We start from the raw sequence: 20,834 nt of genomic DNA, 5'->3' as shown, positions 1-20,834 counted from the left end.
TTCGAAAGATCCAGAACAACCACCGTCGTCTATTGTCCTAATGCCTTGTGCCTATAAAGGCATCCATTGAGACTCGGTTATGTTTGGCCGAAGGCTTGTGTCATGATGATCCGACCGCAGGTTAGTCGTCCTCTTCCCTATATGAATAGATCTTCCGCGTTGCTCCTTGCTTTTGTCTTCCTCAGCGGCTGCCAGGCCTTGGCCCCCGTGTCGCCGGACGGTACCCCGCCGGTCGAGGACAGCACTCCCGCCCCTGAAAAGCCCAAGGCTTATTCATCGTTCAGTGAAGAAACGGTGTACAGCCTGCTGACCGCGGAACTGGCCGGCCAGCGCAATCGCTTCGACATTGCGCTGGATAACTACGTGACGCAGGCCATCAACACTCAGGATCCGGGTATTTCCGAGCGTGCATTTCGCATCGCCGAGTACCTGGGTGCCGACCAGGCCGCGCTGGACACATCGCTGATCTGGGCCAAAAACGCCCCGGACGACCTCGAAGCGCAGCGCGCGGCAGCCGTTCAACTGGCGCGGGCCGGGCGGTATGACGACTCCATGGTCTATATGGAGAAAGTCCTGCAGGGCAAGGGCGACACCCATTTCGACTTCCTCGCGCTGTCGGCAGCCGACACCGACCAGGACACGCGCAACGGCCTGATGAAGAGTTTCGACCGCCTGCTGCAAAAACACCCCAGGAACAGCCAGCTGATTTTCGGCAAGGCCTTGTTGCTGCAACAGGATGACGAAGCCGAAGCCGCCTTGAAGCTATTGGAGCAGAACCCGCCGGAAGAGGGTGAGATCGCACCGATCCTGCTGCGCGCGCGCCTGCTGCAAAACCTCAACCGTGGCAAGGAAGCGATTCCGCTGCTGGAAAAAAGCATCAAGAAGTACCCGGACGACAAGCGCCTGCGCCTGACCTACGCGCGCATGCTGGTGGAACAGGACCGCATGGAGGACGCCAAAGTGCAGTTCGCCAACCTGGTCCAGCAATACCCGGACGACGACGAACTGCGCTATTCCCTGGCACTGGTCTGCCTGGAAGCCAAGGCCTGGGACGAGGCCAGGGGCTACCTGGAAGACTTGATCGCCCGGGAAAGCCATGTGGATTCGGCGCACTTGAACCTTGGCCGCATCGCCGAGGAGCGCAACGACCCGCAAGCCGCTCTGTTGGAATACGCACAAGTCGGCCCTGGCAATGACTACCTGCCGGCCCAATTGCGCCAGGCTGACATCCTGATGAGCAACGGTCGCACCGACGAGGCGGAAAAACGCCTGGCCGCGGCGCGTGATGCCGAACCGGACTACGCGATCCAGCTGTACTTGATCCAGGCCGAAACCCTGTCGGCCAACAATCAGGGCGAACGCGCCTGGAAACTGCTGCAGCAGGCGTTGCTGCAATTCCCCGATGATTTGAACCTGCTGTACACCCGCGCGATGCAGGCGGAAAAACGTAATGACCTGGCGCAGATGGAAAAGGACCTGCGCCTGATCATCAAGCGCGACCCGGACAACGCGATGGCCCTCAACGCCCTGGGCTACACCCTGTCCGATCGCACCACGCGCTACGCCGAAGCCAAAGTACTGATCGAGCAAGCCCACAAGCTCAACCCGGAAGACCCGGCCGTGCTCGACAGCCTGGGCTGGGTGAATTACCGCCTGGGCAACCTGGACGAGGCCGAACGCCTGCTGCGCCAGGCACTGGAACGCTTTCCCGACCAGGAAGTCGCTGCTCACCTGGGAGAAGTACTGTGGGCCAATGGCAAACAACGGGAAGCACGACAAATCTGGGAAAAATTCCTCAAGGAACAACCCGAAAGCCCTATCCTGCGCAGCACCATCAAGCGCCTGACCGGATCCGAGACCCTCTAAGCTTATGTTCTTGCGCCACGTTGTAGTGTTCAGTCTCATCGCCCTGCTCGCCGGTTGCGCGGGCATCGGCAGTCGTGAAGCCGTCGAGGGCCAGGGCAACCCGGCGCAATGGCAGCAGCACAAGGACCAGCTCGCCAGCATCGACGGTTGGCAGATCGAAGGCAAAGTCGGCGTGCGCGCCCCGAAAGACTCGGGCAGCGGCACCCTGTTCTGGCTGCAACGCCAGGATTACTACGATATTCGCCTGTCCGGCCCGTTGGGGCGTGGCGCGGCTCGCCTGACCGGCCGGCCGGGGCAAGTGAGCCTCGAGGTGGCCAACCAGGGCCGCTACGAAGCGACCTCACCCGAAGCACTGCTGGAAGAGCAGATCGGCTGGAAACTGCCGGTATCGCACCTGGTCTGGTGGGTGCGCGGCCTGCCCGCGCCCGACAGCAAAAGCCGCCTGAGCCTCAATGGCGACAGCCGCCTGGCTACGCTGGAGCAGGACGGTTGGCAGGTCGAGTACTCGAGCTACGTCCAACAGAACGGTTACTGGTTGCCGGAACGCATCAAGCTGCATGGCACCGACCTTGACGTCACGCTGGTGATCAAGGACTGGCAACCGCGCAAGCTGGGGCAATAACGTGAGCGCACAGACCCTGACCCTGCCCTCCCCGGCCAAACTCAATCTGATGCTGCACATTCTCGGGCGCCGTGAAGACGGCTACCACGAATTGCAGACGCTGTTTCAGTTCCTCGACTACGGCGACGAGCTGACCTTCGCCCTGCGCGACGATGGCGTGATCCGGTTGCACACCGAATTCGACGGCGTACCCCACGACAGCAACCTGATCGTGCGGGCCGCGAAAAAACTTCAGGAACAATCCGGCTGCACACTGGGCATCGACATCCGGATCGACAAGATCCTGCCCATGGGCGGCGGTATAGGGGGCGGCAGTTCGAATGCCGCGACCACATTGCTGGGTTTGAATCACCTGTGGCAACTGGGCTGGGACGAAGATCGCCTCGCCGCACTGGGCCTGACACTGGGCGCCGACGTCCCGGTTTTCGTGCGGGGCCACGCGGCTTTTGCCGAGGGCGTCGGGGAGAAACTCAGCCCCGAATACCCCGAAGAGCCTTGGTATGTCGTGCTTGTTCCGCAAGTCTCTGTAAGTACAGCAGAAATTTTTTCAGATCCACTGTTGACACGTAACTCGGAGCCCATTAAAGTGCGCCCCGTTCCCAAGGGAAACAGTCGAAATGACTGCTTACCGGTTGTAGCAAGGCGTTATCCAGAGGTACGTAACGCTTTGAATTTGTTAGGTAAATTTACCGAAGCAAAATTAACCGGAACTGGAAGTTGTGTGTTTGGGGGCTTCCCAAGCAAAGCTGAAGCTGATAAAGTCTCGGCCCTTCTTACAGAGACCCTTACAGGGTTTGTAGCAAAGGGAAGCAACGTTTCGATGTTGCATCGCAAGCTGCAAAGTCTGCTCTAAAAGGAACCGAGTACTGGGTACTCGTTGCAACAGATACAGGGGCGTCGCCAAGCGGTAAGGCAGCAGGTTTTGATCCTGCCATGCGTTGGTTCGAATCCAGCCGCCCCTGCCATTTTCCTATACTCATCCAGGTTACCCTCAGCCTCTAGGTACTGCGCGTGTCCAAGATGATGGTCTTTACGGGGAACGCTAACCCCGATCTGGCTCGGCGTGTCGTACGTCAGCTGCATATCCCTCTCGGTGACATTTCTGTCGGTAAATTCTCCGACGGCGAAATTACTGCCGAGATCAATGAAAACGTCCGCGGTAAAGACGTCTTCATTATTCAGCCGACCTGCGCTCCGACCAACGATAACCTGATGGAACTCGTCGTGATGGCTGATGCCTTCCGCCGCTCCTCAGCGACTCGAATCACAGCTGTAATCCCTTACTTTGGTTATGCCCGTCAGGATCGCCGTCCGCGTTCCGCACGTGTGGCTATCAGCGCGAAAGTCGTGGCTGACATGCTGACCGTGGTAGGCATCGACCGTGTTCTCACGGTTGACCTGCACGCCGACCAAATCCAGGGGTTCTTCGATATTCCGGTAGATAACATCTACGGCTCCCCCGTACTGGTGGATGACATCGAAGACCAGCGCTTTGAAAACCTGATGATCGTGTCCCCGGACATTGGTGGCGTCGTGCGTGCACGGGCTGTTGCCAAATCCCTGGGCGTGGATCTCGGGATCATCGACAAACGCCGCGAGAAAGCCAATCACTCTGAAGTGATGCATATCATCGGTGATGTCGAAGGGCGTACCTGTATTCTGGTCGATGACATGGTCGATACCGCCGGCACCCTGTGCCACGCGGCCAAAGCCTTGAAAGAGCACGGTGCTGCAAAAGTCTTCGCCTACTGCACACATCCTGTGCTGTCGGGCCGAGCGATCGAGAACATCGAGAATTCCGTGCTGGACGAACTGGTGGTGACCAACACCATCCCGTTGTCCGCCGCAGCTCAAGCCTGCTCGCGTATCCGTCAACTGGATATCGCGCCGGTGGTTGCCGAAGCGGTTCGCCGCATCAGCAATGAAGAATCGATCAGCGCGATGTTCCGTTAAGGGTCAGCCCTTCGGAACACCTCACTGACGAAAAGCGCCCCGCCCCGACATACCGTTGGGGCGGGGCTTTTTTGCCCATGTCGAGTTTGGCGCTGGTCGCAAACGCCGCTCGATGATGGCTATTTTGGAGAAGTAAAATGACTGATTTTATCCTGAACGCCCAAGCGCGTACTGACCTGGGGAAAGGTGCGAGCCGCCGCCTGCGTCACGCCGCCAATGTTCCTGCTGTTGTTTACGGTGGCGACAAGCCTGCTGAATCCGTAACCATCCTGGCCAAGGAAATCGCCAAACTGTTCGAAAACGAAGCGGCTTTCAGCCACGTTATCGAACTGAACGTCGATGGCAAAAAGCAAAACGTGATCGTCAAAGCCATGCAGCGTCACCCAGCCAAGCAGTTCATCCTGCACGCTGACTTCGTACGCGTTGTTGCTGGCCAGAAACTGACTGCCAAAGTACCGGTTCACTTCATCAACGAAGAAGCTCCGATCAAGAAAGGCGGCGAGATCTCCCACGTTGTGAACGAGATCGAAGTGTCCTGCGAAGCCAAGGACCTGCCTGAGTTCATCGAAGTTGACCTGGGCAACGCTGAAGTCGGCGCCATCATCCACCTGTCGGACCTGAAAGCGCCAAAAGGCGTTGAATTCGTGGCCCTGGCTCACGGTGATGACAAAGCGGTTGCCAACGTACACGCTCCACGCGTTGCTCCAGAAGCTGAAGAAGGCGCTGCAGAGTAATTCACTCTGTAATGCTGGAGCTTGAGGAAACATCGCGGACCGGAACGTAGCGAGAAAGCGGGCGATAACGCGGCGTTTACTCTTGAGTAAATGAAGTTTTTTGTCCACTTTCGCCGCACACCGTTTGCGGCGATGTTATCCACAACTCCAAAGGAAGGGCCCCTGTCGTGACTGCCATCAAACTGATCGTTGGCCTGGGAAATCCAGGCACCGAATACGAACAGACCCGGCATAACGCGGGGGCCCTTTTTGTTGAGCGCATCGCCCACGCCCAAGGCGTCAATCTTGTGGCCGATCGCAAATATTTCGGCCTGACCGGGCGCTTTTCGCACCAGGGTCAGGATGTTCGTCTACTGATTCCCACCACCTACATGAACCGCAGCGGCCAGGCTGTGGCGGCACTTGCAGGTTTCTTCCGGATCAAACCCGAAGAAATCCTGGTGGCCCATGACGAACTGGACCTGCCACCCGGTGTTGCCAAGCTCAAGCTCGGCGGCGGGCATGGCGGGCACAATGGCCTGCGCGACATCATCGCGCAGTTGGGCAATCAGAATAATTTCTACCGCCTGCGGCTCGGCATCGGCCACCCGGGCGTTGCCAGTATGGTTTCAAATTTCGTCCTGGGTCGTGCGCCACGCGCCGAACAGGAAAAACTCGATGCCAGCATCGACTTTGCCCTCGGCGTGCTGCCGGATATCTTCGCCGGTGAATGGAACCGCGCGATGAAAAACCTGCACAGCCAGAAGGCCTGACTCTTACCGAGGGGAAACACCATGGGATTCAATTGCGGCATCGTCGGCCTGCCCAACGTCGGCAAATCCACCCTGTTCAACGCCTTGACCAAGTCCGGTATTGCGGCGGAGAACTTCCCCTTCTGCACCATCGAACCCAACAGCGGCATCGTGCCGATGCCGGATCCACGCCTGGACGCCCTGGCTGCCATCGTCAATCCAAAACGCATCCTGCCGACCACCATGGAGTTCGTCGACATCGCAGGCCTGGTGGCCGGCGCGTCGAAAGGTGAAGGCCTGGGCAACAAGTTCCTGGCCAACATCCGTGAAACCGATGCCATCGCCCACGTGGTCCGCTGCTTCGAAGACGAGAACGTGATTCACGTCTCCAACAGCGTCGACCCGAAACGCGACATCGAAATCATTGACCTGGAACTGATCTTCGCCGACCTCGACAGCTGCGAAAAACAACTGCAGAAAGTCGCGCGCAACGCCAAGGGCGGTGACAAGGAAGCCGTGGTCCAGAAAGGCCTGCTGGAACAGTTGATCGCACACTTCACCGAAGGCAAACCTGCACGCAGCCTGATGAAGAACATGGGCGCCGACGAGAAAGCCGTGATCAAGGGCTTCCACCTGCTGACTACCAAGCCGGTGATGTACATCGCCAACGTCGCTGAAGATGGCTTCGAAAACAACCCGCTGCTCGACGTGGTCAAGGCCATTGCCGAAGAAGAAGGCGCTCGTGTCGTGCCGGTGTGCAACAAGATCGAAGCGGAAATCGCCGAGCTGGATGACGGTGAAGAAAAGGACATGTTCCTTGAGGCCCTGGGCCTGGAAGAACCGGGCCTGAACCGCGTGATCCGTGCCGGTTACGAGATGCTCAACCTGCAGACCTACTTCACCGCCGGTGTCGAAGAAGTCCGCGCCTGGACCGTCAAGGTCGGCGCTACCGCGCCGCAGGCTGCCGGCGTGATTCACACCGACTTCGAAAAAGGCTTCATCCGTGCCGAAGTGATCGCCTACAACGACTTCATTCAGTACAAGGGTGAAGCCGGTACCAAGGAAGCCGGTAAATGGCGCCTGGAAGGCAAGGACTACATTGTTAAAGATGGCGACGTGATGCACTTCCGCTTCAACGTGTAACCTTCACGCGCAATCGTTGCGACAAACAAAAAAAGCCGATGCACTGCATCGGCTTTTTTGTGGACGACTGTCTGATATAAAAACATTAAATGATCAGACCCCACTATCGGACTTTACTGACTGACATCCAATCCATCTTGATAACTTGCCGACAGCGCAACTAAAAAACCAAACACATCGGCATTCTCCTACAACATGCCTCCCCATAAGCGCTCCCATAGCGCATGACAACTTTAATAATTTGCGCTCTACTGCCCCCCGCCTTCCTACTGCCATTTTTAACAGTAACGTTATTTAAATAATGGAGCACTCTGTGATCCCGGCCTGCGCCCACACGGAACATGAAGCGGACATCTCGTTGCTCGAAGGCCCGGAGATTGAACATACCCTTAACAGTACGGCCGCTCTTAACATCGACATTCTGTTATTGGGTGAAACCGGTACAGGCAAGGACACATTGGCACAGCGCGTTCATCGTTTATCCAGACGCCGAGGCAGCTTCATTGCCGTGAACTGCGCCGCCATTCCGGAAAGTCTCGCCGAAAGCCAGTTGTTCGGAGTCAACAGCGGCGCCTTTACCGGAGCAATGCAATCCAGGGCCGGCGTGGTCGAGGCTGCCCACTTGGGCACCCTGTATCTTGACGAAATCGACAGCATGCCCATCAACCTGCAAGCCAAACTGCTGCGCGTGCTGGAGTCGCGCGGTGTTGAGCGGCTGGGCTCGACACGCTTCATACCGGTAGACATGCGCGTGATTGCGTCCGCCCAGCATTCATTGCTACAGATGGTCGAACACGGCACTTTCCGGCGCGACCTGTATTTTCGCCTGAATGTGGTCAATATCCAGTTGCCGGCCTTGCGTGATCGGCGCGAGCGCATCATTCCGCTGTTCATGGAGATGATTCGCCAGGAAGCCGAACAATTCAAATGCGAGCCCCCCCTCCCTCCTGGCGAGCTGCTGCAACAACTGCTGTGCCACCCGTGGCGCGGGAATGTGCGTGAATTACGCTCAACGGCCAAACGCTTCGTGCTGGGCCTGCCACCGCTCTCAACCTCTGTGAGCGACCAATCGCCTCTTCAGATGAGTCTTAGGACACGCCTGCAACACATTGAAAAAGCCTTGATCGAAGACGCATTGCAACGCCACCACCACGTAGACGCCGTGGCCGTTGAGCTAGGCCTTGCCAAGCGGACGCTGTACTACCGAATGAAACAACTGGGCATAGCACTGAGCCCTCCCTAGAAATAAACATCAAGAAACATATACATCCAGAAACCCATGGAACGTCTGACTACCGCAGGCCACACATTTAGAGACCGGTTAAAGTTGTAAAAATCTACGAAAGTCTCACTACCAATTTTTCCGGCCACAGAACCTTCTTCTAAATAATGACTGGAGTTTTTCCATGATCAACTCGCTCGGCTCGATTTTCCCTAACAACTTTAACTCCCAACTGTTGCCACAAAGTGCAGCATCGGACAAATCAGCTAACGGCTCCGGTGCTGCCGATGACATTTTCAATGAGGCCATGGCCAACGCGTTGAAAAACGGCAAATTGGCAAACAAGGCCAAGGATATCAGCGGCATCATTCAAGCCGCTGGTCGCCTTAACTAACAGCGGTTGATTGATCCCCTCTCCGGCCTGCCTGGCCGGGAGGTGATCACTCAAAAAGAGATGCTGCTATCAATCAGTCCGGCTGACACAGCGGTTGAAAACTTCTATGGAGTAGGCATGCCATGCAAATAAAAGATGTTAACGCTGTTGGCCGACACAGCCCCCTCGAATCCGCCTACACCCAACAAGATCACTCGTCGAACAACACCGATGTCAGTTTTTTCAACTCCGTACTCGAAAAACCCAACACCGTCAGCTCATCTTCAGCCAGCGCCGCCAGCTCTGCGATGCTTGTAGACGCCACGAAAGCCCTGAGCGCCTCAAACAATCGCATTTCAAAGGTGCTGAACTCCGCGAGTCGGGGCGTGGATCTGGAAAAGCTGAGGACGTTCCCTCTGGAATTATCCAACAAACAACTGACATCTCAGTTGCTGGTGAAGAGTCTCGCCAAAACGACTCAATGCGTTGAAAAAATAAGCAACCTGCAATAGTGAACATGAAGACTATCTGGCCTGCGTCCTTAATGCTGGCGGTGATACTGACGCTGAGCGGTTGCAGCGACCGAGTCGAACTGCATCGCCAACTCTCCGAGCAAGAGGCCAATGAGGTCATCGCGGAATTGGCCGACAAACATATTCGCGCCCAGAAAGTCCCGGCCAAGGACGGTGTCACAGTAGCGGTGAACGCCAACGATATCGGCCGCGCGGTACGCACGCTGGAGGCCGCCGGACTACCGAAAATCGCACGAACTACCCTGGGCGACACGTTTCGCAAGGAAGGCGTGATATCGACGCCGCTGGAAGAACGGGCGCGCTATATCTATGCCTTGTCCCAAGAGCTTGAAGCCACGTTATCCAATATAGACGGGGTCATCGTAGCCCGTGTCCATGTGGTATTGCCGGAGCGCATCGCCCCGGGCGAACCGGTTCAACCCGCCTCCGCTTCCGTATTCATCAAACACGATCCGCGCCTGGACCCCGACAATATCCGCGCACGTGTGCGCCGGATGGTGGCGAGCAGCATACCGGGCATGACCACCGCCGTGGACAACCCGCAAAAACTCACCGTGATTTTTGTGCCTGCTACCACTTATCAGGAACAGCAACGTCTGGTGTTTTTCGGCCCATTCCTGGTGCCGGACGAGGACCTGGGTTTCTGGCGCAACAGCGTGTTCATTGGCCTGTTCGGTATGGCAGCCACCCTGGCGACCGCACTGTTCCTGCACAGTCGCCGCCGGCGCTCGATAGCAGACACAGCAGCAGGCCAATCCACCGGGGGCAACCATGACGCCCAGGCTTGAACTTTCCATGGGTGATCACCTGGCCTGGACACAATGGTGGGCGTTCCCCTGGCAGGATGCACACCCGGACTGGAAGGGGCACAGGTACCCGGCGATTTGCACATTGTTTCAGCGCTGGCGCGCGACACCCAGCGAGTTGACCGGGATAGAGGCTTGCCTGCCTCCGCCCCCCAACCCCACAGTGCTGCGGCTGGTGCTGGCCCCGCCCGAACAGCTCGACCGAACACTGGCTCTGGTGCACGACACCTTCAACCCGCAGGTACCGACGCCCTTCAGCGAGCGTGATCACCTGTGGTGCCTGCGCCTGTCCAAGGCTCTGCCCTCCGCGATGTTGCCGCCCGGTGCCGATCCTCTGCAACTGCTACTGCACTGGGTCGAACCGGCGATCTGGCAGCGCCTTCGATTGCGCTTTCCTCGTCAGCGGGTACAGAACATCGAGCATCAAGACCTGCCCCTCGAGCACACCAGCAGTCGCCTGAGCACACTCTGGCAAGCCGTGGTCTGGCGCGTCACCACACAGGACGGCAGCGATGTTGTGTCGACGCACCCTTGAGCTGCCCAAAAGCGCACCACGCCTGCCGCGCAGCCTTATACCTCGAGAGGAGCTGGCCAACTGGGCACAGGCCAACCAGCTCATCGGTCACGCAAGGGTCCAGGCCGACGAGTTGCTCAGACGTGCCGAGCAGCAGTGCAAGACGCTACAGGAGCAAGCCTCGCTGGAGATCTGGCAGCGTGCAGATGCCCAACTCCAACGCTGGGCACACGACCGTCAAGCCATGTGCGACAAGCTCGAACAGTACGCCAGTTCGATCACCCAAAACGCGATTCGTTACCTGCTGGATGAAACAGCAACACCCGCTCGCCTGGCGGCCCTGGTGAGGCAACTGCTGGCGAATCAGATCCAGGCGATCAGCGCCACGCTGCTCTGCCACCCGAATGATCTGGAGGAGATAAAACAATGCCTGGTTGATCATCGGACCACCATCTGGAAGCTCCAGGCTGACGAAACGATTCCATCTCAAACACTGGTCTTGAAAACCGACGAGGGCGACTTCCGGATCAGTTGGCATTCGATGCTCGACGCATTTTTCAAGCACGGTAACGAGTTCTGGATCGACACCTGAGCCTCCACCGGCTGACGCCGCTCATCACGTTCAACAACCATCACAGGGGAACAACCATGGACTTTTCAAAGGCACTCTCGCTGCAGGCCCTCAACATCAACAAATCAGTTCAGAAAACCTACAACTCGCAGTTTTCCGACACCACAACGGATGAATGGGACGCTCATGCCTTCTTCGAACTGACCCAACAAAAAACCGTGACCAGCGCACTGTTCAATGAGATCGGCCGGCTGGAACACCAATCGCTGAAAACCACCCTTGAAAGCTTCCAGTAAGAAGAATGCACAGCTCTTCGTGGTGTTTGATTGACCTCGATACGGTCACATTATCCGGCCTTATCCGCCCCACCCAGAGCCTCGCCCCCACCTCACCACGTTCACTGTTGTACTAACCAGAGAACCGCCCATGCCTGACAACCACCACAAGCACAACCGCTTGCGTCTTGCTTCGCCCCCAAAAAACCATTGGCGCAATACGCTCCTGCTGTCCTGCCTGTTAGTGCCGGCACATACCGCCTTGGCTGCCGTTCCCTCCGAATGGAAAAACACCGCCTATGCCTATGAGGCCGAACACAAACCCCTGCGCGAAGTGCTCGAAGACTTTGCCCAGACCTTCGGCACACAGTTGCAGGTCGAGGGTCTGCTGGAGGGCAACGTCAATGGCAAGATACGTGCTAACACCCCGCAGTCGATGCTCGACCGCCTGGGTGTCGAGCACCGCTTCCAGTGGTACCTCTACAACAACACGCTCTACATCAGCACCCTTGATCAGCAGGAATCGGCGCGCCTGGAAGTGTCTTCCGAGACCATTGCCGACCTCAAACAGGCCCTCACCGACATCGGCCTGCTGGACAGCCGGTTCGGCTGGGGCGAGTTGCCCGAAGATGGTGTGGTGCTGGTCTCGGGCCCTCGGCGCTATATCGAACAGATCAAGCAATTCAGCAGCCAGCGCCGCTCGCCGGACGAAAAGCAAAGCGTGCTGAGCTACCCGCTGAAGTTCGCCGACGCCATGGACCGCCAGGTGGATTATCGCGGTGAAAAACTCACCATTCCCGGTGTGGCCGGTATTCTGCGGGGCTTGCTGGAACCGCGCACCTCGTCTTCGTTCTCGGGGCTCAGCCAACCGTCGACGTCGACACAACCCGTGCCTCTCACCTCGAACGCGCCCCGGTTGAACAACCCGCTACTGGGCCAGATGCTCGGTGCGAATGGCAATATCGGCCCATTGAATACCGGTACTTTGCCGTCGCCACGGATACCTGCCGGCACCGGTCGAATTCGCGTCGAGGCCGACGCACGCAACAACGCTGTGCTGATCTATGACCTGCCCGAGCGTCACGCCATGTACCGTGAGCTGATCACCCAACTCGACGTCGCACGCAAGCTCGTGGAGATCGATGCGATCATCCTCGACATCGAGCGTACCCAACTGCGCGAATTCGGCGTGAACTGGGGCTTCCAGAACAGCCGCTTCCAGGGCAACGCCAATCTGGCGCCGGGCACCTCGTCACAATTGTCGATCGGTAACCGTGAGCGTTTCTATGCGGACATCCGTGCACTCGAGGCCAAAGGGCTGGCGACCATGGTGTCCAATCCCTCGGTGCTGACCCTGGAAAACCAGCCGGCGGTGATCGACTTCAACCGCACCCAATTCCTGACCCCGGGCCGAGAAAACGCAACGATCCTGCCGGTCACCGTGGGCACCAGCTTCCAGGTCATGCCCCGGGTCATTACCAGCGGCGGCAGCCATCAGATCCACCTGGCGGTGGACATCGAGGACGGCAACTTCGACGAGAGCAACCCAACCCCGGGCAACCTCGATGTGCGTCGTGGCAAGGTCAGCACCCAAGCGGTGATGGCGGAGAAACGCTCGCTGGTGGTCGGTGGTTTCCATGTCACCGAAAGCACCGACAAACAAAACAAAGTGCCGTTGCTGGGGGATATCCCGCTGCTGGGCAAGGCGCTGTTTTCGTCGACCGAACGGCAGAACAATCGTCGCGAGCGTTTGTTCATCCTCACGCCGCGCGTAATTGGCGACCAGTCCGACCCGTCCCGCTATCTGCCGCAGGCTGACCAGGCTGAACTGCAAGCCGCCCTCACCCCATTGGCCAGGCGTACGGCTCCCCACCAACCGGTGATCAATCGCAATGACATCACCCGCACCCTGGCGCTCCTGGTCAGCGGCGAAGTGCCTGCGGCGTTCAAGGCGGCACCGATGCCCGTGGCCCTGAAAACCCTGTGCAACACCCGCGATCTGCTGGCACTGAACACCGGCCGCAGCCAGTGGTATGCCGGCCCCGAGTACAACGTGGCGGTGGTGGTGCTGCGCAATCAGTTCAACCGCAATGTGCGCGTCGACGAAAAGGAATGCAGCAGCTCCCAGACCCTGGCGGTCACCGTCTGGCCCCACGCCTGGCTCAAGCCGGGTGAAGAAGCCGAGGTGTTCATCGCCATGCGCCCGGTGGTGAAGGATGAGCACATCGGTGTGTCCCGGCCTTCGCTGATCGCACCTGCCCGGAGAACCCAACCATGAAGCATGCATTGTTGTATACGTCTCTGATCAGCGCAGCGCTGCTCGTTGGCGGCTGCACCCCCACCTGCAAGGGCGATTCCTGCTCACGCCCACAATCGAGTCCCGACGCGATGGTGATCTGGTGGCCGACGCAGATGCGTGTGGAGCCCGGGCCGGCTGGCGAACGCGCGGATTATCAAACGGTATCGCTGGAGCGATAAATTCCCTCGGGCTGGCCGAGCATGGAGCCCGTCGCCAGCCCGTCAGTCAGCGCCGCTCGAGCTCCGGCAGCTCCAGGGTTTCGCGCTTGGCCTCGTCATCGAGTTCGCGCAGGGTGCGGTAAATCAGCGCCACAGCCTGCAGGGTTTCTCGCGGGATACTGGCCCCCAGCTTTTGTGTATGGATCGTGCGAGCCAGCCACACACACTGGATCACCGGCACATTGGCGGCCTTCGCCCGATCGATCAACTGCCGCGCATCGGCGTCCGTGCCCTTGCTCACCAACAACGGCAACGGCGTTTTGCCCGGGCGATAATACAAGGCGACCGCAAAGTGGGTCGGGTTGACCACCAGCATGTCGGACTCTTCCAGCTTGGGCAGCTTGACCTTGGGTTCTTCCTGGGCCAGTTGCTGCGCCAACGCGCGTCGCTGCCCCTTCACATGAGGGTCGCCTTCCATATCCTTGTATTCCTTGACCACCTCGACCTGAGTCATGCGCATGCGCTTGGCAAAGAAATGCTTGGCCAGTGCCAGATCGATCAACGCCAGCACCAGCAGCATGCCGAGACACACATGCAGCAAGTAACGGAACAGGGCGATCAGCGCCAGCAGGTAACTTTGCAGATCGCTGTTGGCCAGATTGATCAAGGTGCCCACAGACGGCCAGATCACCACATACAGGATCATTCCGATAAAACAGGCTTTGGCCACACTCATCAGCAGGTTCATCAACTGCTGGGCAGAAAAAAACTGCTTGAGCTGGCTGATCGGGTTGATACGGTTGAAATCCAGCTTCAACGCGTCCGGCGCGAACAGCAGCCCGAACTGCATCCAGCTACTGATCAACTTGGTGAGAATCGCCACGCCCGCCATCAACAGCGCGAATGAAAAAAACACTGACAGCCCATCAAACAACACCTCCTCCAATGCTCGCCCGAACGGTTGGCCCAAGCGTGAAATCGGTAACAGCATCAGTTGCTGGAAGCGCAGCAAACTGGTTTCGGCGGTGAACAAAGCGATCTCGCTAATGGCCGTCAACACCAGCAACTTGGCGATGTCCTGGCTCTGGGCCACCTGGCCTTTCTTGCGCTGGTCGCGCAGTTTCTTGGCAGACGCCGGGTGTTTTTTCTCGCCTGAATCGCTCATGAGAACGGTGCCCTCACCAGTTCCCCAAGCGAATGCCTGAGGTCGCCCAAGCCACTCATGCGCCCGACGATCAGGTCCTGCAGCAGCGCGAAATACAGCAGTAGAATCCCGATCCCGGCCAGGCACTTGACCGGCGGCGCCAGTGTGCTGACCTGCAATTGCTGGCTGTAAACGCTCAACAGGGCAATGCCAAACTCCAGCAACAGCAGCACCGCAATAAAGGGCGCGGCATAGAGCATCATGTGGGTGAAGGTGTCACCGAGCAGGCCGATGAATACGCTGAATCCATTGGCTGCCGGCAAGGGAAACCACACCGTGGGCGGCCAGACCAGGTAACTGTCCCAGATCACCTGGGTGAGTGCGCCCAACCCCAGGCTGACCATCAACAGAAAAATCGCCAGTTGCTTGAACAAGTGCCCGATGGGCGTTGCATCCGGCCCCAGCGACGGGTTGAGCTGCCCGCCCGCCAACGCACCGCGCTGGTTATCCAGCAACGCACCCACCGCCTCGAACATCCAGAACGGCATCGACAACAACACGCCCAGCAAAAAGCCCAGTGCCAACTCCTTGAGCAGCAACGCCGCCAACAGGAGCGCGGAGTAATCGTGACCGGCCATCAACGCGTGAATCCCCGGCGCGGGGATCAGCGCCATGACCATTACGATGGTGTGCCGCAACAAGCCACGGATATGTTGAAAACAGAATGCCGCCACCAGGAACGCACAGGGGTAGATGCGGGCCATGGCAATCAGCAGGCTGGGCAGATAATCCAGGTAAGGCAGCATGGTCAGGGTCTCAGTTCAGCCCTGAGCGGCCGATCATCTCGAACGTCAGGTTGATCAACTGGATCAATTCCACGCCGATCCAGCGTCCCGTCAGAATCAGCGTGACGCCCACCGCCACCAGCTTGATGCCAAATGGCAGGGTCTGGTCCTGCACCTGCATCAGCGCCTGCACCAGGGACGTCAGCACCCCCACGACCACGGCCACGATCAGCGGCGGCGCCGACAGTACCACCACCAGCAACATGCCCTGCTTGAACAGCACGATCGGTTCCATAGGCCACTCAGAGATAGGAAAGGAACAAGCTGTCGAGCAACCGCGACCACCCGGAAACCAGCACGAACAACAACAGTTTGAGCGGCAGCGAAATGGTCATCGGCGAAACCATCTGCATGCCCAGCGCCAGCAGAAGGTTGGACACGATCAGGTCGATCACGATAAAGGGGATGTAGATCAGAAAGCCGATCTCGAATCCTGCCTGCAATTGCGACAGCACGAACGCCGGCACCAGCAGGATCAAATCTTCACGCTGCACCTCCTGCGCCATCGCCGCAGGCCACAGGCGCGCGGTGTTTTCCAGCAAGTGCGTGAGCACATCCGGGTCGACATTGCGCAGCATGAACGCGCGCAACGGTTTGATTGCCTCGTTGCCGGTGTGCAGCAACGTTTGCACGTTACTCAGGTCCAGCGGTGACACCTTCACGCTCTCGGCGATCTCGTAACCCACCGGCGCCATGATGAACAGCGTTGCAGCCAGGGCGATGCCGTTGATGGCCATGCTCGGCGGCACCTGCTGCACGCCGAGGGCGTTGCGGGTGATCATCAGCACAATCACGATCTTCAGAAACGCGGTGCACACCACCAGCAGCATGGGCATCAGTGACAGCGCGCCGAGGAACACCGCCAGTACCAGGGGATCAACCCCCTGAAGCGTCATCGCTCGAACATCACACGGGAAACCTGCAACCCCAGGCGCCCGTCGACTTCGACCAACTGCCCCTGCCCCACAAGGCGCTCGCCGTAATACAGGCCGGCCATGCCGGGCGCGTAACCGCTGATACCCAGCACCGCACCGGGGGCCAGGCTGCGCAATTCGCCCAGGGTCAGGTTCAACACCCCGCAACGGACTGTCAGCGCCATACTCAACTCATCGAACGGCTCCTGGCTGAAAGCGTCCGCAACAGGCCCCTCCTCCTCGTGCACAGAGAAGTCCGGTATTGAAAAATCCTCGTCCACAGCGGTCTCCTCGATCGCAATAAGGGTCAGGCATAACCGCCCGGTTTCATCGTCGATGCAGCCGCGCAAACGACGCCTGCCGACCTGTACATGGCCGGTGCCCTGTGCATTGAAAAATGCCTGTTCAAGCATCAGTACGTCGCCACGTCGCAGGCCTTGCACGTGTGTAATCGGCAACCGTACGCAGCCAAGGGGCACCGCAACACTCAATGGAAATTGCGCCGGCATCGGCGCCACGGTGGCGCGCCAGGGGCCGGCATCGCACAGCCTCAGAAAGCTCTGCGGTGTCAGCCACACATGCCCCAGCACCCGGGACGCACCGAGGGTGACGCTGATCCGGCAGTCAAAGCCCACGGGGCACGCGACCTCCAGCAACCGGACGGTGCCCAGCAACGCCTGCACCTGGGGGCTCAGGTAGTGGTGAAATACGCTCCAGATCCAGGAGTCCGAATCGTTGCCGACCTCAGCCAATGTCACCGGGCATTCGCCCAGCAGGCTGAGCAAGGGACCCGCCTCGGCCAACGCCAGCACTCCGCAAGCGGTTTCGAAGCACAGTATTTTGGCCATTGCCGGCGCACGCCCGGGCTCCAGCCACACGTCACCGCGACGTCCCGCCACCTCGAACGGCAGGCACAACCCGCGTCCCAGTCGCTGACGCGCGGCAACCGTGTCACCGCTTACTGAAGGTAATCTCACGGTTGGCAGCATCATGCCGAGCCGACGCTGGGCAGCAGCAGATTGACCGGCGCATCCAAGACCCTCGCCAACCGGCCTTCGCATTGCTGCCGCACGCCACTGAGCCAACGGGCGGTCGCTTCTTCCTGAGCATCCAGCTCGATATTCCAGGCACCTTGTTCACGGCGCACACTGGCATTGATTCGCCCCAGGTGGGGCAAGTGCAACACGACCTGGAGTGGCCACTGCGCACAGGCCGTGATGCGCGGCGTCAGCTGTTCGGTGAGGGCTTCGACCCCGGAAACAGCAGACACAACCCTGGCGCTCGCCAAGGAGGCTGCAGAACCGCCGGCGTGATCGTCGCGGGCGAGCAACTGGGCAAACAATCGCATGGGTTCCAGGGGCGCCACACCGCTGCGCGGTTCCCGCTCATCTCGCAGTTCTCGCACACGTGGACATTCCGTAGCCTTGCCTGAAACCTGGGTCATACGGGCTCCTGAGCCAGCAAAAGGGATAACTCCTGAAGCTTTTCAACTTGACGCAGACACTCGGTGACTTTTCTCTGGGCCGCGTTCACGTGCATGTCCTTTGTCTCTCGCTGACGCTGCAACCCTTGTAGCTGGCCTTCCTCGCGCTGGGTGTTGGCAGACAGGGAGCGCTCCTCGCTGCCCCAGGTCTTAAGCGCCTTGAGGTCCAGCACCTGGCCCTGGTGCCGCCCCAGCAACTGCGCGCTTTGGCGAGCCTCTTCTTCGCGAGTCTGTGCGAGTGCTGCCTCGGCTTGGCGGATATTGGCCTGGAGTGTTTGCTGCGCTCGCCTGGCTTCATGCAACGCGCGCTCGGCACGGTCCGCACGATGCCTGCGCAGGCGCCGCAGGGTCTCGACCTCGTGGAGCAGTGGGTCAGAAGGGGACATGGGTCGTCAGCTCCTTGAGTTGGTCCAGGGTCACCGTCATCGGTGTCGGCTCGCGCAGGTCCTGACGCAGGAAACCATCGACCGCCTGACGGCTGTCCACCGCCAGGTCCGTCAGGGCATCGCTGCCGGGCTGGTACTCCCCCAACTTGAGCATCAGCTCGATCTGTTGATAGGCCGACAGCAATCGCCGCAATGCAGTGCCGGCCCGGATGTCTTCGGGTTCGGCGACATTGCTCAGGATCCGGGACAGGCTGGCCAGCACATCCACGGCCGGATAGTGCCCACGCTCGGCCAGTTTGCGAGACAGCACGATGTGACCGTCGAGCAGCGAACGCACCTCGTCGGCGACCGGGTCGCTCATGGAGTCCTGTTCGATCAGCACGGTGTAGATCGCCGTGATGACCCCTTCGCGGGTCAACCCGGCACGCTCCACCAGACGCGGCAGCAGGCTGTATACCGACGGCGGCAGGCCACCACGCCCCAGCGGTTCGCCGGCAGCCAGGCCGATCTCGCGCTGGGCCCTGGCAAAACGCGTCAGGGAGTCGATCAGCAGCAGCACCCGTTTGTCCTTGCGACGGAAGCCCTCGGCCAACGCGGTGGCAGTGAAGGCCGCACGGGCACGTTCCATGCTGGAACGGTCAGACGTAGCACAGACCAATACCGCCTTCGCGCGCAGTTGCTCATCCAACTCGTGGTCAAGAAATTCACGCAGCTCACGACCCCGTTCACCGATCAGGCCGAACACAATCACATCGCACTCGACGTTACGGGCGATCTCGGCCAGCAGGGTGGTCTTGCCGCAACCAGCGCCCGCGAACAGCCCCACGCGCTGGCCTTCACCCAACGTCAGCAGGCCATCAATGGAACGCACGCCGGTCGCCAGCGCGCGATGAATCCTCGGGCGATCGGTCGGCAGCGGCGCCTCACACAACACGGCGCTCGCATCCGGCATGTCGGCCTCGACAAACGCGCTGGGCCCCTCACCGGTAATCGAGCGTCCGAAACCGTCCAGCACCTGGCCCAGCAGTTGATCACTGACCTGCACCTGATGCGACACGCCCAGGCGCTCCACGCCAGCGCCCACCCGAACACCTTCCAGGTTGCCCAGCGCACTGAGTACGGCGTCCTGCTGATCGAACCCAATGATCTCGGCAAGCATGCAGTCGCCGGGCCGTTTCTCCACCTGGCACAGGTCGCCGATACGCGCCTGGGGCAACCGGCATTGCAACAACATGCCGTTGACGCGCTGGATACGCCCGCGCATGGTCACCGGTGCAAAGCTGACCAGGGCCTGAGACTGGCGCTGCTGCCAGGCCTCGAGGCGCGCCTCGAAATCCACACTCACCAGCGCACCTCATAGCGCTGCGCGCCTTCGAAAACCACTTTGCTGTTGTCGATCAGCACCAGGCGCAAGCCTTCCACTTCGTCACCGACGAACAAGCGGGTGCCCCCGTCCAGGACGACATGCCCCGTGGGGCCGCCCACAATCTGCGTGATCCGGAACGGCAGCGCGTTGTCACGTACGCGCACGCGGCTGATCACCGGCACGGCGCTGTCATACTGTTCGCCAAAGCGGTTGAGCATGCGCGTGACCAGTTCCATGTCTTCGGTCGAGACATCGCCACCCAGCGTGATCTGGCCATTGACCACTTGCAGGCTGACCCGCGCGCCCAGCTCGCGTTCGTTGAGCATTTTCAGCAGCTGCTGACGCACCTCGAATGGCGACGCCAGTTCCTGTTTCGGTACCACGGGCGGCATCAGGGAAGCCTGGGCCTCCTTGTCGCCCATGGAAACCATACCCACCACCATGATGATGACCGCGCCCACCAGTACCAGACTGAGCAAGCGCTTCTGCTGGGCCGGGGGAATGGCTGACAACGTGAGCCCACGCGGTGGCCCAGCAGCCGGTAATGCGGGGGCAGGCACGGGCGCCGGCGCGGGCGCTTGTGGCCACGGCTGATCCGTCAAGGTCACGCACAAGCGAATGGCTCCCACCGAAAAGGTGGCGTTCAAGGCCAGGCTGGCGATCTGTGCCTGCATCTGCCCGTTGGCATCGAGCAACAGCCCGGCCTCGGCCTGCACCGACCAGTTCGAATCCTTGAGGCACAGCAGCGCATGGTGTTCGGCGACGCCGGCGTCGCTCAACACCAGGTCGGCATCCGCATGCGCGCCAATGCTCCACTGCTCGCCAAACAACGGCAGTGCCGCGCCCTGATGCCGACCATCGAGCACCCGCAATTCGAACATCATCGAGCCTCCCGC

The 20,834-nt window shown here is 59.6% G+C and carries 25 protein-coding genes and 1 tRNA gene; 17 read left to right on the top strand and 9 right to left on the bottom strand.

The annotated features are described in order from the left end of the window. Positions 1-141: 141 nt before the first annotated feature. The 17 genes from ACW9IN_RS15210 (at position 142) to hrpT (ending at position 13,821) form a co-directional block, all read left to right on the top strand. Entirely contained in the window at positions 142-1,866 is a 1,725-nt protein-coding gene (locus ACW9IN_RS15210; protein WP_457366658.1) for a tetratricopeptide repeat protein, read from the top strand. Positions 1,867-1,870: 4 nt separating this feature from the next. After that, positions 1,871-2,488 (top strand): lipoprotein insertase outer membrane protein LolB, encoded by a 618-nt coding sequence (gene lolB, locus ACW9IN_RS15205; protein ID WP_457366657.1) that lies wholly within the window; start codon positions 1,871-1,873, stop codon positions 2,486-2,488. A gap of 49 nt (positions 2,489-2,537) precedes the next feature. After that, the gene (gene ispE, locus ACW9IN_RS15200) at positions 2,538-3,341 is read left to right on the top strand and encodes a 4-(cytidine 5'-diphospho)-2-C-methyl-D-erythritol kinase (protein WP_457366686.1); all 804 of its coding nucleotides are present in this window, start codon (positions 2,538-2,540) and stop codon (positions 3,339-3,341) included. Between the two features lie 37 nt (positions 3,342-3,378). Further along, a tRNA-Gln gene (locus ACW9IN_RS15195) sits at positions 3,379-3,453 on the top strand. A gap of 46 nt (positions 3,454-3,499) precedes the next feature. Further along, entirely contained in the window at positions 3,500-4,441 is a 942-nt protein-coding gene (locus ACW9IN_RS15190; protein ID WP_016971225.1) for a ribose-phosphate pyrophosphokinase, read from the top strand. Between the two features lie 137 nt (positions 4,442-4,578). Then, positions 4,579-5,175 carry a 50S ribosomal protein L25/general stress protein Ctc gene (locus tag ACW9IN_RS15185; RefSeq protein ID WP_457366656.1) on the top strand — a complete coding sequence of 199 codons (597 nt, stop codon included), beginning with the start codon at positions 4,579-4,581 and terminating at the stop codon, positions 5,173-5,175. A 167-nt stretch (positions 5,176-5,342) separates the two neighbouring features. Beyond that, positions 5,343-5,927 carry an aminoacyl-tRNA hydrolase gene (pth, locus tag ACW9IN_RS15180; RefSeq protein WP_457366655.1) on the top strand — a complete coding sequence of 195 codons (585 nt, stop codon included), beginning with the start codon at positions 5,343-5,345 and terminating at the stop codon, positions 5,925-5,927. Positions 5,928-5,948: 21 nt separating this feature from the next. After that, positions 5,949-7,049 (top strand): redox-regulated ATPase YchF, encoded by a 1,101-nt coding sequence (ychF, locus tag ACW9IN_RS15175; protein WP_457366654.1) that lies wholly within the window; start codon positions 5,949-5,951, stop codon positions 7,047-7,049. Positions 7,050-7,350: 301 nt separating this feature from the next. Beyond that, a complete protein-coding gene (locus ACW9IN_RS15170; protein ID WP_457366653.1) occupies positions 7,351-8,292 on the top strand; it encodes a sigma 54-interacting transcriptional regulator in 942 nt (313 codons plus the stop codon). A 163-nt stretch (positions 8,293-8,455) separates the two neighbouring features. Further along, positions 8,456-8,665 (top strand): hypothetical protein, encoded by a 210-nt coding sequence (locus tag ACW9IN_RS15165; protein WP_457366652.1) that lies wholly within the window; start codon positions 8,456-8,458, stop codon positions 8,663-8,665. Between the two features lie 122 nt (positions 8,666-8,787). Next, entirely contained in the window at positions 8,788-9,156 is a 369-nt protein-coding gene (locus tag ACW9IN_RS15160; protein WP_457366651.1) for an EscI/YscI/HrpB family type III secretion system inner rod protein, read from the top strand. A 5-nt stretch (positions 9,157-9,161) separates the two neighbouring features. Continuing rightward, positions 9,162-9,965, top strand: coding sequence for a type III secretion system inner membrane ring lipoprotein SctJ (gene sctJ / locus ACW9IN_RS15155; RefSeq protein ID WP_457366650.1), 804 nt, complete (start codon positions 9,162-9,164; stop codon positions 9,963-9,965). A 7-nt stretch (positions 9,966-9,972) separates the two neighbouring features. Next, positions 9,973-10,518: a type III secretion protein gene (locus tag ACW9IN_RS15150; RefSeq protein WP_457366649.1), complete on the top strand. Its 546-nt coding sequence runs from the start codon at positions 9,973-9,975 to the stop codon at positions 10,516-10,518. Next, a complete protein-coding gene (sctL, locus tag ACW9IN_RS15145) occupies positions 10,496-11,089 on the top strand; it encodes a type III secretion system stator protein SctL (RefSeq protein ID WP_457366648.1) in 594 nt (197 codons plus the stop codon). The genes ACW9IN_RS15150 and sctL overlap by 23 nt, the downstream gene beginning before the upstream one ends. A gap of 56 nt (positions 11,090-11,145) precedes the next feature. After that, positions 11,146-11,364: a hypothetical protein gene (locus ACW9IN_RS15140; RefSeq protein ID WP_457366647.1), complete on the top strand. Its 219-nt coding sequence runs from the start codon at positions 11,146-11,148 to the stop codon at positions 11,362-11,364. A gap of 130 nt (positions 11,365-11,494) precedes the next feature. After that, positions 11,495-13,621 carry a type III secretion system outer membrane ring subunit SctC gene (gene sctC / locus ACW9IN_RS15135; protein ID WP_457366646.1) on the top strand — a complete coding sequence of 709 codons (2,127 nt, stop codon included), beginning with the start codon at positions 11,495-11,497 and terminating at the stop codon, positions 13,619-13,621. Next, positions 13,618-13,821: an HrpT family type III secretion system protein gene (gene hrpT, locus ACW9IN_RS15130; RefSeq protein WP_457366645.1), complete on the top strand. Its 204-nt coding sequence runs from the start codon at positions 13,618-13,620 to the stop codon at positions 13,819-13,821. Before sctC ends, hrpT begins: the two co-directional genes overlap by 4 nt. 46 nt (positions 13,822-13,867) lie before the next feature. Here hrpT and sctU read toward each other — a convergent pair whose 3' ends face one another. Genes sctU through ACW9IN_RS15085 form a run of 9 tightly spaced genes read right to left on the bottom strand, consistent with a single transcriptional unit; the run spans position 13,868 to position 20,819 of the window. Continuing rightward, complete coding sequence (sctU, locus tag ACW9IN_RS15125) at positions 13,868-14,965, bottom strand: type III secretion system export apparatus subunit SctU (RefSeq protein ID WP_457366644.1); 1,098 nt, start codon at positions 14,963-14,965, stop codon at positions 13,868-13,870. After that, positions 14,962-15,750: a type III secretion system export apparatus subunit SctT gene (gene sctT, locus ACW9IN_RS15120; protein ID WP_457366643.1), complete on the bottom strand. Its 789-nt coding sequence runs from the start codon at positions 15,748-15,750 to the stop codon at positions 14,962-14,964. Before sctT ends, sctU begins: the two co-directional genes overlap by 4 nt. Before the next feature lie 10 nt (positions 15,751-15,760). Beyond that, positions 15,761-16,024, bottom strand: a complete 264-nt coding sequence (sctS, locus tag ACW9IN_RS15115; protein ID WP_457366642.1) for a type III secretion system export apparatus subunit SctS — start codon at positions 16,022-16,024, stop codon at positions 15,761-15,763. Between the two features lie 7 nt (positions 16,025-16,031). Further along, positions 16,032-16,685 carry a type III secretion system export apparatus subunit SctR gene (gene sctR / locus ACW9IN_RS15110; RefSeq protein ID WP_457366641.1) on the bottom strand — a complete coding sequence of 218 codons (654 nt, stop codon included), beginning with the start codon at positions 16,683-16,685 and terminating at the stop codon, positions 16,032-16,034. Continuing rightward, on the bottom strand, positions 16,682-17,695 hold the full coding sequence (locus tag ACW9IN_RS15105) for a FliM/FliN family flagellar motor switch protein (protein ID WP_457366640.1): 1,014 nt from the start codon (positions 17,693-17,695) through the stop codon (positions 16,682-16,684). Before ACW9IN_RS15105 ends, sctR begins: the two co-directional genes overlap by 4 nt. Further along, on the bottom strand, positions 17,692-18,147 hold the full coding sequence (locus ACW9IN_RS15100) for a type III secretion system HrpP C-terminal domain-containing protein (RefSeq protein ID WP_457366639.1): 456 nt from the start codon (positions 18,145-18,147) through the stop codon (positions 17,692-17,694). The genes ACW9IN_RS15105 and ACW9IN_RS15100 overlap by 4 nt, the downstream gene beginning before the upstream one ends. After that, complete coding sequence (gene sctO / locus ACW9IN_RS15095) at positions 18,144-18,572, bottom strand: type III secretion system stalk subunit SctO (protein ID WP_457366638.1); 429 nt, start codon at positions 18,570-18,572, stop codon at positions 18,144-18,146. Before sctO ends, ACW9IN_RS15100 begins: the two co-directional genes overlap by 4 nt. Next, positions 18,559-19,917, bottom strand: coding sequence for a FliI/YscN family ATPase (locus ACW9IN_RS15090; protein ID WP_457366637.1), 1,359 nt, complete (start codon positions 19,915-19,917; stop codon positions 18,559-18,561). The genes sctO and ACW9IN_RS15090 overlap by 14 nt, the downstream gene beginning before the upstream one ends. Further along, a complete protein-coding gene (locus ACW9IN_RS15085; protein ID WP_457366685.1) occupies positions 19,914-20,819 on the bottom strand; it encodes an FHA domain-containing protein in 906 nt (301 codons plus the stop codon). Before ACW9IN_RS15085 ends, ACW9IN_RS15090 begins: the two co-directional genes overlap by 4 nt. Positions 20,820-20,834: the final 15 nt, after the last annotated feature.

The organism is Pseudomonas sp. SDO5271_S396, assembly GCF_054071795.1.
Note: the sequence above shows the minus strand (reverse complement) of the source record. Positions and strands in the feature narration are given on the sequence as shown.

Coding starts and splice junctions, on each gene's coding strand:
- ACW9IN_RS15210 (WP_457366658.1), top strand. CDS start 142: ATGAATAGATCTTCCGCGTTGCTCCTTGCTTTTGTCTTCCTCAGCGGC.
- lolB (WP_457366657.1), top strand. CDS start 1,871: ATGTTCTTGCGCCACGTTGTAGTGTTCAGTCTCATCGCCCTGCTCGCC.
- ispE (WP_457366686.1), top strand. CDS start 2,538: ATGCTGCACATTCTCGGGCGCCGTGAAGACGGCTACCACGAATTGCAG.
- ACW9IN_RS15185 (WP_457366656.1), top strand. CDS start 4,579: ATGACTGATTTTATCCTGAACGCCCAAGCGCGTACTGACCTGGGGAAA.
- ychF (WP_457366654.1), top strand. CDS start 5,949: ATGGGATTCAATTGCGGCATCGTCGGCCTGCCCAACGTCGGCAAATCC.
- ACW9IN_RS15170 (WP_457366653.1), top strand. CDS start 7,351: ATGGAGCACTCTGTGATCCCGGCCTGCGCCCACACGGAACATGAAGCG.
- ACW9IN_RS15165 (WP_457366652.1), top strand. CDS start 8,456: ATGATCAACTCGCTCGGCTCGATTTTCCCTAACAACTTTAACTCCCAA.
- ACW9IN_RS15160 (WP_457366651.1), top strand. CDS start 8,788: ATGCAAATAAAAGATGTTAACGCTGTTGGCCGACACAGCCCCCTCGAA.
- sctJ (WP_457366650.1), top strand. CDS start 9,162: ATGAAGACTATCTGGCCTGCGTCCTTAATGCTGGCGGTGATACTGACG.
- ACW9IN_RS15150 (WP_457366649.1), top strand. CDS start 9,973: ATGGGTGATCACCTGGCCTGGACACAATGGTGGGCGTTCCCCTGGCAG.
- sctL (WP_457366648.1), top strand. CDS start 10,496: ATGTTGTGTCGACGCACCCTTGAGCTGCCCAAAAGCGCACCACGCCTG.
- ACW9IN_RS15140 (WP_457366647.1), top strand. CDS start 11,146: ATGGACTTTTCAAAGGCACTCTCGCTGCAGGCCCTCAACATCAACAAA.
- sctC (WP_457366646.1), top strand. CDS start 11,495: ATGCCTGACAACCACCACAAGCACAACCGCTTGCGTCTTGCTTCGCCC.
- hrpT (WP_457366645.1), top strand. CDS start 13,618: ATGAAGCATGCATTGTTGTATACGTCTCTGATCAGCGCAGCGCTGCTC.
- sctU (WP_457366644.1), bottom strand. CDS start 14,965: ATGAGCGATTCAGGCGAGAAAAAACACCCGGCGTCTGCCAAGAAACTG.
- sctT (WP_457366643.1), bottom strand. CDS start 15,750: ATGCTGCCTTACCTGGATTATCTGCCCAGCCTGCTGATTGCCATGGCC.
- sctS (WP_457366642.1), bottom strand. CDS start 16,024: ATGGAACCGATCGTGCTGTTCAAGCAGGGCATGTTGCTGGTGGTGGTA.
- sctR (WP_457366641.1), bottom strand. CDS start 16,685: ATGACGCTTCAGGGGGTTGATCCCCTGGTACTGGCGGTGTTCCTCGGC.
- ACW9IN_RS15105 (WP_457366640.1), bottom strand. CDS start 17,695: ATGATGCTGCCAACCGTGAGATTACCTTCAGTAAGCGGTGACACGGTT.
- ACW9IN_RS15100 (WP_457366639.1), bottom strand. CDS start 18,147: ATGACCCAGGTTTCAGGCAAGGCTACGGAATGTCCACGTGTGCGAGAA.
- sctO (WP_457366638.1), bottom strand. CDS start 18,572: ATGTCCCCTTCTGACCCACTGCTCCACGAGGTCGAGACCCTGCGGCGC.
- ACW9IN_RS15085 (WP_457366685.1), bottom strand. CDS start 20,819: ATGTTCGAATTGCGGGTGCTCGATGGTCGGCATCAGGGCGCGGCACTG.